Below are 11,848 nucleotides of genomic sequence, written 5' to 3'. Positions count from 1 at the left end.
TTTATGCACAACACCTATAAAATTAAAATTATAATAACTTTTTTGATGACGGTAGTATCGCTATCAGCCTTTTGTCAATCTAATGTTTTTAAGGTAACACTTGATGCGGGGCATGGCGATCATGATTTTGGTGCTGTATATGAAGGACGAATAGAAAAAAACATAGCTTTGGCTGTCGTTCTAAAAGTTGGTAAGTTATTAGAAGCTACTCCACAAATTGATGTGAATTTTACACGAAAAACAGATGTTTTTATTGACTTAATTGAAAGAGCCAATATTGCTAACAGATTTAATGCTAATATTTTTGTGTCAATTCATTGTAATGCCAACAGAAATACCGCTGCCGATGGCACAGAAACCTACGTGATGGGTTTAAGTAAAATAGCCTCTAACCTAGAAGCGGCTAAAAAAGAGAATTCTGTAATTACTCTAGAAAAAGATTACAAACAAAAATATGAAGGATTTGATCCAAACTCTCCGGAAACTATGATTGGGATGACCTTGATGCAGGAAGAATATTTAGACAACAGTATCTCACTGGCCAGTAAGGTAGAAGATGCTTTTGCAGATTTAGGAAAAAAAATACGTGGAGGAGGAGTTAAACAAGCGCCATTTATGGTGCTTCATAAAGCCTACATGCCACGAGTATTGATAGAAATGGGGTTTATTTCTAATCCGACTGAAGGAAATAGATTGAATTCAGAAGAAGGCCAGAACGAAATTGCCAAAGCCATTGCAGGAGCCATAATCGATTATAAAAAAGAATATTTTGGAAGTGGAGAATCGGAAGCATTTGAAGTAAAGCCTTCGCAAAAAATTATTGAAAAACAAGTTAAGGATACTGCAACGCCTTTAAAATCAAAAACAAACCTTCAAGTTATTGAAACTAAAAAAGCAATCGATAATACTAAAATCTCATTCAAAGTGCAACTTTTGGCTAGTATCAAAAAAGTAGCGCTCCTGCCTAGAAATTTTAAAGGATTAAAAAATATCTCTGTTGCCTATGAAAATAGAGTATACAAATATATGTATGGAGAAACAACGGATTACGATGAAGCAAGAAAGCAATTAACAGAGGCAAAAGAGAAAGGATATGATACTGCTTTTTTGATCGCTTTTAAAAATGGAGAAAAAATAAGCATTCAAGAAGCGATTAAATAACAAGTGCTACAGTAGTATTGATTAAAAAAATAAGTTTTATTTCGAAAATAATACGAGCAAATTCGCAATTCTAAAAGAATTTTTGTTGGTCTTGTTGAACTTTTTTTCTCAGACCGATTTATTTTATTTTAATGCGGTCACGGCGGTAAAAACCCAGTAAATTTGCACAATAGTTTTGTTGAAAAGCAAATGCGCTTACGACAATATTAAAGTTAAAAAAACAGATCTAAAAATGCGTACGATGTTCAAGAAGTTCATCGCAAAATAATGTATTAGTAAAACTATAACGGGTTTTATAAAATAGAAAATTTTACGTATCTAATTTCAAAGTGTCTGAAGCGCTTCTACTGTTGGCTGATGACAGGATCATTAGTATTAGCTATAAATCTAAATATCAGATTATTATTTAGCAAAAAAAATCGATATGGTTAAACCTAAAAAGATACGTCCGGACACTTAATTGCATTTAATGTTGGAGAAAAAATAAGTGTGGAATAAGCTCTTAAATAATAACCACAACTTAAAATATTTTACATTAAATTTGTAAAAAATATTTGAATTTTGAAAATAACACGAGAAATTAAAACGGCTATCTTAGTAATTGCCTCTATTTTATTATTTATTTGGGGCTATAGTTTTTTGAAAGGAAGAGATCTTTTCACAAATTATAAAACATTTTATGTAGAATATAAAAGTGTTGAAGGCCTAGCCACATCCTCACCTGTTACCCTGAACGGTTTGGTGGTTGGTAAAGTAAATAGTATTACCATAAATGAAAACACAGGACTATTATTAGTTGAATTGCAATTGAAAACTGATTTTCCTATTTCTAAATCCAGTAGGGCTTCTATTTATGAGCCAGGATTTATTGGAGGAAAACAAATTGCAATTACCCCTAATTTTAAAGATAAAAGCCTGGCACTTGATGGTCAGAAATTGCAAGGCGGAGTGCAATTAGGACTTACTGATAAAGTAGGCGATCAATTAGCACCTCTTCAGGAAAAACTAGAAAAACTATTATTAAGCACGGATAAATTAATTTCCGGTTTTAATAACGTTCTGGATCAAAAAGGGCAGCAGGATTTAAAACTCACTCTAGCTGAATTGAGCAAAACCATTGAACAATTTCATAAAGTGTCCTTAAATGTCAATACTTTATTAGAAACGAATAGAGCACAAATCAACGGAGTCGTTAGCAATTTTTCTAAAATATCGGGTAATTTTTCTAAAATATCAGATTCCTTGAATAAAGCCGATCTTGGAAAAACGGTAAAAAATCTCAATGCAACTCTAGGAAGAGTTGATGGTATTATGAGTGGTTTAGAATCTGGGAAAGGTTCTATGGGTAAATTGCTAAACGACGAGGCTTTCTACCAAAACATAAAAAACGCCACAAAAGAATTAGAATTATTATTGCAAGATATTAGACTTTATCCCACTCGATATGTCAATATTTCTTTATTTGGAAAGAAAAATAAACCGTATGTAGGTCCTGTAAATGATTCTATATCTAATGAAATAAAATAGCAATTATGAGCTACTTAGACAACATTTTATTTGCCGTTATATTGGTAATTGGTTTTGGTTATTTTTTCAACAGTGTTAAAAAAATCAGACGAAATATCAATCTTGGAACGGATGTAAATCGCTTTGATAATCCAAAAGCGCGCTGGATTAATATGGCCATGATAGCTCTTGGTCAATCAAAAATGGTCAAAAAACCTATCGCTGGAGCATTGCATATTATTGTCTATGTGGGTTTTATAATTATAAATATTGAATTGCTAGAAATTATTATCGACGGACTTTTTGGGACACATCGTGTTTTTGCTTTTTTAGGAACTACGTATGATGTGCTGATTGCTTCTTTCGAAATTTTAGCTTTTTTAGTTTTAGTAGCAGTTTTTGCTTTTTGGAGCAGAAGAAATGCCATCAAATTGAAAAGATTTGTAAGCTCAGATTTAAAAGGCTGGCCAAAAAATGATGCAAACTATATCTTGTATTTTGAGGTGGTTCTTATGACATTATTTTTATTGATGAACGCTTCTGATTTGCATTTACAAAATGTCCCCGGAGGTTTTTCTCATTTTATAAAAGCCGGTTGGTTTCCGATCAGTCAATTTATTGAACCTATCTTTAACGGAATGTCAAATGAATTGGTAATGTTGCTTTCAGAGATAGTCTGGTGGTTGCATATTGTGGGTATTTTAATTTTTATGAATTACTTGTATTTTTCAAAACATTTACACATTCTGTTAGCATTCCCAAATACGTATTTTGCAAATCTAAATCTACAAGGACAATTTGATAATTTAGAATCCGTTACTAAAGAAGTGAAGTTAATGATGGATCCTAATGCTGATCCTTTTGCGGCAGCACCAGTGGATGAGAATGCGGTTCCAAGTAAATTTGGTGCCAGTGATATTCAGGACTTAAACTGGGTTCAATTATTGAATGCGTATACCTGTACGGAATGTGGTCGTTGTACGTCAGCTTGTCCAGCCAATATTACAGGAAAAAAATTGTCTCCACGTAAAATTATGATGGATACCAGAGATCGAATGGAAGAAGTAGGAAGAAATATTGATGCCAATAAAGGTGTTTTTATTCCGGACAACAAAACATTATTAAACGATTACATCACAGCAGAAGAGCTTTGGGCATGCACTTCTTGTAATGCGTGCGTGGAAGAATGTCCTGTAAACATTAGCCCGCTTTCAATTATTATGGATATGCGTCGCTATTTAGTAATGGAACAAAGTGCGGCACCAATGCCAATAAACGCCATGATGACTAATATAGAGAATAACGGTGCGCCATGGCAATACAATCAGCAAGACCGATTGAATTGGAAAAACGAATAGGCGTTAAATCGCGTCACTGTTTAATTGGTTATTTGTTTATCGAATAACCGATTTACAAATGAAGATTTTGTCATTAACCAAATAAGCAAGTAACCGAATCAACAAGATAGTATGTCAGAGAATTTAATAGTGCCTACCATGGCCGAAATGTTAGCTCAAGGGAAACAACCAGAAGTTTTATTTTGGGTGGGTTGTGCAGGAAGTTTTGACGATAGAGCGAAGAAAATAACGAAGGCTTTTGTTCGGATTTTAAATCGGGCTAATGTTCCTTTTGCCGTTTTAGGTACTGAAGAAAGCTGTACAGGTGATCCTGCCAAAAGAGCTGGTAATGAGTTTTTGTTTCAAATGCAGGCCATGATGAATATTGAGGTTTTGAATGCATACGAAGCTAAAAAAATTGTTACCGCTTGTCCACATTGTTTCAATACACTAAAAAATGAATATCCGGAATTAGGCGGAAAATACGAAGTGGTTCACCACACGGAGTTCTTGAAATCCTTGTTAGATGACGGAAGACTGACCATTGAAGGTGGACAATTCAAGGGTAAACGAATTACTTTTCACGATCCTTGTTATTTAGGAAGAGCCAATAATGTATATGAAGCACCAAGAGAATTGATTCTTAAATTGGATGCTGAATTAGTTGAAATGAAGCGTTCTAAAGCTAACGGTTTATGTTGCGGTGCAGGTGGAGCCCAAATGTTTAAAGATGCTGAACCTGGAAATAAGGAAGTCAATATAGAAAGAACCGAGGAGGCATTAGAAACAAAACCAGAAATTATTGCCGCAGGCTGTCCTTTTTGTAATACCATGATGACGGACGGTATTAAAAACAAAGAAAAAGAAGGCGAAGTAAAAGTGATGGATATTGCGGAACTAATTGCTAATGCGCAGGATCTTTAGTATTCAGTGTTTTAGTAATCAGCAATGGTCTATAATTTATTACACCTAACTTCATAAATCTACAATCTAAAATCACAAATCTAAAATCGTATGTACGTTCCATTTGAAAATTTACCCGAAGAATCTAAAATCTGGATTTATCAATCAAACAGAAAATTTTCGGATGCCGAATTTTCTGAAATAGAAAGCGCCTTGCAATCTTTTCTGGAAGGTTGGGCTGCGCATGGTACTAGTCTAGAATCCTCGTACCAATTAAAATACAACCGGTTTATCATTATTGCCGTAAATCAGGATGTACAAGCTGCAACAGGATGCTCTATAGATTCCTCTGTAGAATTTATTCAAAATTTAGAACAAAAATATACCGTAGATTTATTGGATAAAATGAACGTTACCTTCAAACTTGGTGAACATATAGCACACAAGCCGTTGATTGATTTCAAGAAAATGGTAAAAGATAAAGCGGTTACTGAAAATACCATCGTTTTCAATAATTTAGTTAATAATATAGAAGAATACAATGAATCCTGGGAAGTTCCTGCCATTGATAGCTGGCACAGTCGTTTTTTTTAAACAAAATAGTCAGATGAAAAAGATAAGCATCAGAAATAGTTTTTTTTATGTCTTATTTCTTTTTATTGCTGTTGGTTGTGTTGGTACAAAAACAAATAAGAATAAAGTAATTGTAACCAACATTCCGTCCAAAATTGAAAATTTAGACAGTATTGCTTTAAGTAATACGCCCACACTTTTTGAGTTGTCTCCTCAAGGCAACAAATGGGTTGATAGTGTTTACAGTGCAATGACTTTAGAGGAAAAATTTGGACAATTGTTTATGGTTGCCGCTTATTCCAATAAAGATTCGGCGCATATTAAAGCTATTGATACACTCATAACAGATCATAAAATTGGAGGATTAATTTTCTTTCAAGGTGGACCTGTTCGTCAGGCAAAATTAACCAACCGTTTTCAATCCAAGTCAAAAACTCCATTGTTTATTGGTAGTGATGCGGAATGGGGTTTGGGCATGCGATTGGACTCTACCTACAGTTATCCCTGGAATATGACTCTTGGAGCCATCCAAGACATGAAATTATTGGAGAAAGTAGGTGTTCAAATAGGACAACAAAGCAAGCGATTGGGATTGCAATTTAATTTTGCTCCAATTCTTGATATCAACTCCAATCCTAAAAATCCTATCATAGGTTTTCGTTCTTTTGGCGAAGATAAATTTAAGGTTACAGCACATGCTATAGCTTTGATGAAAGGGGTGCAAAGTCAAGGCATATTTTCAACAGGAAAGCATTTTCCGGGACATGGCGATACGGATACGGATTCTCATAAAAAATTACCGACCATAAATTCCTCAAAAGAACAATTACAAGACTTAGCGTTTTATCCTTACAAAAAAATGTTTCATGAAGGACTTTCGTCCGTTATGGTAGCCCATTTAGACGTTCCCAGCATAGAACCAAGACCTGATTTTCCTTCCTCAATTTCCTATAATGTGGTTACTGATATTCTTCAGAAAGAATTGGGTTTCAAAGGACTTATTTTTACAGATGCTTTGAATATGAAAAGTGTAAGCGAATTTAAATTACCCAGTGAAATCAATTTTGAAGCTTTTATAGCCGGTAATGACGTGCTGCTGTTTCCTGAAAATGTACCTGCAGCTATTGAGAAATTTAAACTTGCGTATTCTCTAAAGTTATTTACTGAGGAACGTTTGGCTTTTTCTGTAAAAAAAATTCTGAAATTCAAGTACAAAGCGAATTTGAATAATTTTAAACCAATTGCCACTGAAAATTTATACACCGATTTGAATTCAGTTGAAAATGAAGCTTTACACTATGAGTTGTATGAAAATGCAATTACCGTTCTAAAAAACACGGCTGCTGTTTTGCCGATTAAAAATTTGGACAAACAAAAAATCGCTTATGTAAAAATGGGAGATGACAACAATGATGTTTTTGTTTCAACTTTAAAAAAATACACTGAAGTAACTGTGATTTCAGATGTGAATTTGGATAGTCTTCAGGTGAAATTACACCCTTTTACAACCGTAATCATTGGTTATCACAAATCAGATGTTGCTTTTAGTAATCATGATCTAAGATTGGATGAGTTGGCAAAAATTAAATTTCTAGCCCAAAATAATACTGTAATTCTGGATGTTTTTGCAAAACCATACGCTTTATTACCAATTATAAATTTTGAAGATATTGAAGGTTTAGTTGTTTCTTATCAAAATAGTGCAGTTGCACAGGTCGTTTCGGCAGAACTAATTTTTGGGGCTATTGAAGCCAAAGGGAAACTACCGGTTTCTATTAATACTAGTTTTAATGTAAATGATGGTTTGCCAACAGAAAAATTGAATCGGCTGGGATTCACAACGCCAGAAAATGTTGGGATGAATTCAACGATTTTATCAAAAATTGACAGTATTGCTACTAAGGCAATTGACGCTAAAATGACCCCTGGAATTCAGGTATTGGTAGCCAGAAAAGGAAAAGTTATTTATCAAAAATCATTCGGTCATCATACGTATGATAGAACGATTAAAGTGCAAGACTCCGATATTTATGATGTTGCCTCATTAACGAAAATTATAGCTACATTGCCTAATGTGATGCAGCAATACGATCAGCAAAAAATAAATTTGGAAACAACATTAGGATCAATGTCTCCTATTTTTAAAGATTCCAATAAGGCAAATATTAATTTCAAGGATTTATTGTCGCATTATGCAGGTTTAGCAGCAGGAATACCATTTTACAAGGCTACAATGAATAAATCGCAATCTCCTTCTGATGTTTATTTTAGAAAAATTGCTGAAGAGCAGTTTTCGAAAAAACTAGGAGACAGTCTTTTTATACGAAATGATTTTAGTGACACAATTATGAAAATGATTGTTGAGAGTAAACTGTCATTAAAAAAAGAATACAAATACAGTGATCTTACTTTTATGATTCTGAAGGATTATTTAGAAAAGACAACGGGTAAACCATTAGATGTTTTAATTCAAGAAAATTTCTATCGTTCACTCGGGATGAACAATTCAAGTTTCAATCCATTGACTAAATTTGATAAAAACAGAATTCCGCCAACGGAAACAGATACCTATTTCCGTCGTCAACTTTTACAAGGGTATGTCAATGATTTGTCCGCTGCTTTAGAAGGTGGGGTTTCAGGTCACGCAGGTGTTTTTTCGAATGCTATGGATGTGGCTAAAATAATGGAACTTTATTTACAAAAAGGAAATTATGGAAACCGGCAATATTTTTCTGAAAAAACATTTGATGATTTCAATACGTGCTATTTTTGTGCCGCCGGAAATAGGAGAGGAGTGGGCTTTGATAAACCACAATTAGGTGCTGTAGGACCTACGTGCGGTTGTGCTTCAATGACGAGTTTTGGTCACACTGGTTATACAGGTACAATGGCTTGGGCTGATCCTGAAACGCAAATTGTTTATGTGTTTTTATCTAATAGAACTTTCCCAATTGCAAGTGAAAATAGATTATCGAAAGAAAATATTCGGGAAGATATCCAAAGGGTAATTTATGAAGCGATTATTGATTAAGATTCTAAATGAGTTTAGCGTATTTAGGTTTTTAATAAATAGAAGCCGAGACCTTTCTGAACAATAATTTGTAATTTTAAAATCTCAAATAGATTGTAATTATGACCCATAAACATAAAACTAGTCACCAAACGGATTGCTGCTCATTAGAAAAAAATAAAACAATTAATATAGAAACCCGATGTTGTTCGTCAGATAATGATACTGAAAATGATACTGGACATGACCATGATCACGATCATTCTAACAGAAATGAAAGCACCCTCAGAATGTTTTTACCATCTATAATTAGTTTTATAGGATTGCTGATTGCTTTATTGTTTGATAATTACTTTCCTCAATCTTGGTTTAATGGTTGGTTTCGAATCGTTTGGTATGTTGCAGCTTACATTCCGGTAGGGCTTCCAGTTTTGAAAGAAGCTTACGCTAGCATTGGTAAAGGAGCTATTTTTTCTGAATTTTTTCTAATGGGAATAGCTACATTAGGTGCGTTTGGAATTGGTCAATATGCCGAAGGAGTGGCTGTCATGTTATTTTACTCCATTGGTGAATTATTCCAAATGCTCGCCGTTAAAAGAGCAAAATTAAATATAAAATTATTACTGGATCAAAGACCTGATGTTGCAAACGTTGTAATGGGACAAAATGTGATTGCAATTAAAGCGTCGGAAGTGACTATTGGAGCTGTCATAGAATTAAAACCCGGAGAAAAATTAGCATTAGATGGAATGTTGCTTTCGGATTATGCCACTTTCAATACTGCTGCATTAACAGGCGAAAGCAAACCGGATTCTAAGTCAAAAGGAGATACAATTCTTGCCGGAATGATCAATGGCACTTCTATTGCTCAAGTAGAAGTGACTACTGCATTTACGGACAGCAAATTATCTAAAATCCTCCAGATGGCGCAGGATGCCACTGCTAAAAAAGCACCAACAGAATTATTTATTAGGAAGTTTGCTAAAATATACACGCCAATAATAGTGTATCTCGCTATTGCTATATGTGTAGTGCCAATCTTATTTGCAGAAACGTATATATTTAAGGAATGGCTTTACAGAGCCTTACTGTTCTTGGTGGTTTCCTGTCCGTGTGCCTTGGTGATTTCCATTCCGTTAGGGTATTTTGGCGGAATTGGCGCCGCAAGTAAAAACGGAATATTGTTTAAAGGATCTACATTTCTGGATACTATGGCAGCTATTCAGGTAGTGGTGATGGATAAAACAGGGACTTTAACCAAAGGCGTTTTTAAAGTTCAGAAAGTAGTGTCGATAGGAATTCTGGAGTCTGATTTAGTTAACTATACTGCAGCAATTGAAGCTAAATCGACGCATCCGGTTGGTTCCGCAATAGTAGAATTTGCCAAAAATCCTAAAAATGAAATTGTTGTTTCTAATTTCACTGAGATTCCAGGCCTTGGCTTGCAAGGTGTTGTAGATGGAAATGAAATCTTGGTGGGAAGTCCTAAACTGATGAAAAAATTCCATATTGATTATGACACGGATCTTGATGCTATTCCGTACACTATTGTTGTAGTTGCCATCAATCAAAAATATACAGGTTATTTTCTTGTTGCCGATGAAATAAAAGAAGATGCAAAAGCGGCTATTGAAAGTTTACATAAAATAAACATCAAAACAATATTGCTTTCTGGTGACAATCAAGCGGTAGTTTTGGCTGTAGCCAAAGAATTAAATATTGATGAAGCTTACGGAAATTTGCTGCCGGAAGAGAAAGTCAATAAAGTAAGCGCACTTTTAAACCAAAAATTAAAAGTTGCATTTGTTGGAGACGGAGTAAATGATGCTCCAGTCATCGCTCTGGCAGATGCGGGAATTGCTATGGGTGGTTTAGGAAGCGATGCTACTATTGAAACGGCTGATATTGTCATTCAAAATGACCAGCCCACTAAGATTTTTACCGCTATCATCATTGGAAAAAAAACAAAACAAATCGTTTGGCAAAATATTGGATTGGCTTTTTCCGTAAAACTAATAGTTCTCATTCTGGGAGCTGCTGGACTTGCCTCTATGTGGGAGGCGGTTTTTGCAGATGTGGGGGTGGCCTTATTGGCGATTTTAAATGCCGTTCGAATTCAGCGAATAAAATTTTAAATTTGTATTGCATTTAACTTAAAATTCCATAAAACACATTCCTATTTTTCTTAATTTCGTTTCATTAAATTACATACATGAAAATTGCAATAGTTTGTTATCCTACCTTTGGAGGTAGTGGTGTTGTCGCTACAGAATTAGGACTGGAATTGGCTCGTCGCGGGCATGAAATACATTTCATAACTTACAGTCAGCCCGTACGTTTGGCACTTTTAAGTCCAAATGTGCATTACCACGAAGTAAATGTGCCTGAATATCCATTGTTTCATTACCAACCGTATGAATTGGCCTTATCGAGCAAATTAGTCGATATGGTAAAATTATATAAAATAGAATTGCTTCATGTACATTATGCTATTCCTCATGCCTATGCGGGCTATATGGCAAAACAAATGCTGAAAGACGAAGGCATTGATATTCCAATGGTGACAACATTACACGGAACAGACATCACCTTGGTAGGAAATCATCCGTTTTATAAGCCAGCAGTCACTTTTAGTATCAATAAATCAGATTTTGTTACCTCAGTATCCCAAAGTTTAAAAGACGACACGCTTAAATTATTCAATATAAAAAATGAAATTGAGGTTATTCCTAATTTTATTGAATTGAATAAAAATACAAATGACCTGAACAATCCTTGTCAACGTTCAGTCATGGCCAAGGAAAATGAACGAATTATAACGCACATCAGTAATTTTAGAAAAGTAAAACGAATTCCGGATGTCATTAAAATTTTCTATAATATTCAAAAAGAGATTCCGGCTAAATTGATGATGGTTGGTGATGGCCCTGAAAAAGAAAAAGCAGAATATTTATGTCAGGAATTAGGTATACTAGACAAGGTAATCTTTTTTGGTAACAGCAACGAAATTGATAAGATTTTGTGCTTAACTGACTTGTTTTTACTCCCATCTGAAACAGAAAGTTTTGGTTTGGCAGCCCTTGAAGCTATGGCGTGTAAAGTTCCTGTTATCTCTAGTAATTCAGGCGGTTTACCCGAAGTTAATTTTGAAGGCATTTCCGGCTATTTAAGTGATGTAGGAAATACAGAGGAAATGGCTCAAAACGCATTGAAAATTCTAAAAGATGATTTGACGCTTGCTAAATTTAAAGAAAACGCATTAGCTGTTGCCAAACAATTTGACATAAAAAATATTTTGCCCCTTTACGAAGAGTTATATCAAAAAGCCATTAATAAATACTTATAGACACACAGAAAT

At 34.5% G+C, this 11,848-nt stretch carries 8 protein-coding genes; all 8 read left to right on the top strand.

Features of this window, described 5'->3' with window-relative positions; all coding sequences use genetic code 11:
- The first annotated feature begins 3 nt into the window (after positions 1–3).
- The 8 genes from EKM00_RS06530 (at position 4) to bshA (ending at position 11,836) form a co-directional block, all read left to right on the top strand.
- Positions 4–1,161, top strand: coding sequence for an N-acetylmuramoyl-L-alanine amidase family protein (locus EKM00_RS06530; RefSeq protein WP_126515635.1), 1,158 nt, complete (start codon positions 4–6; stop codon positions 1,159–1,161).
- A gap of 561 nt (positions 1,162–1,722) precedes the next feature.
- Complete coding sequence (locus EKM00_RS06525; protein ID WP_126515634.1) at positions 1,723–2,688, top strand: MlaD family protein; 966 nt, start codon at positions 1,723–1,725, stop codon at positions 2,686–2,688.
- A 5-nt stretch (positions 2,689–2,693) separates the two neighbouring features.
- Positions 2,694–4,025: a (Fe-S)-binding protein gene (locus tag EKM00_RS06520; RefSeq protein ID WP_126515633.1), complete on the top strand. Its 1,332-nt coding sequence runs from the start codon at positions 2,694–2,696 to the stop codon at positions 4,023–4,025.
- Between the two features lie 111 nt (positions 4,026–4,136).
- Positions 4,137–4,928 (top strand): (Fe-S)-binding protein, encoded by a 792-nt coding sequence (locus EKM00_RS06515; RefSeq protein WP_126453357.1) that lies wholly within the window; start codon positions 4,137–4,139, stop codon positions 4,926–4,928.
- Between the two features lie 90 nt (positions 4,929–5,018).
- Positions 5,019–5,501 (top strand): ABC transporter ATPase, encoded by a 483-nt coding sequence (locus EKM00_RS06510; RefSeq protein WP_126459999.1) that lies wholly within the window; start codon positions 5,019–5,021, stop codon positions 5,499–5,501.
- A 13-nt stretch (positions 5,502–5,514) separates the two neighbouring features.
- Positions 5,515–8,511, top strand: coding sequence for a glycoside hydrolase family 3 N-terminal domain-containing protein (locus EKM00_RS06505; RefSeq protein ID WP_126515632.1), 2,997 nt, complete (start codon positions 5,515–5,517; stop codon positions 8,509–8,511).
- Positions 8,512–8,612: 101 nt separating this feature from the next.
- Positions 8,613–10,625: a heavy metal translocating P-type ATPase gene (locus EKM00_RS06500; protein ID WP_126515631.1), complete on the top strand. Its 2,013-nt coding sequence runs from the start codon at positions 8,613–8,615 to the stop codon at positions 10,623–10,625.
- A gap of 77 nt (positions 10,626–10,702) precedes the next feature.
- A complete protein-coding gene (gene bshA, locus EKM00_RS06495) occupies positions 10,703–11,836 on the top strand; it encodes an N-acetyl-alpha-D-glucosaminyl L-malate synthase BshA (RefSeq protein WP_126453370.1) in 1,134 nt (377 codons plus the stop codon).
- The last annotated feature ends 12 nt before the right edge of the window (positions 11,837–11,848 follow it).

Origin of the sequence: Flavobacterium sp. RSP15, from assembly GCF_003968755.1 — a bacterium.
Lineage (GTDB): Bacteria > Bacteroidota > Bacteroidia > Flavobacteriales > Flavobacteriaceae > Flavobacterium.
This window is presented reverse-complemented; position numbering and strand designations above follow the sequence as displayed.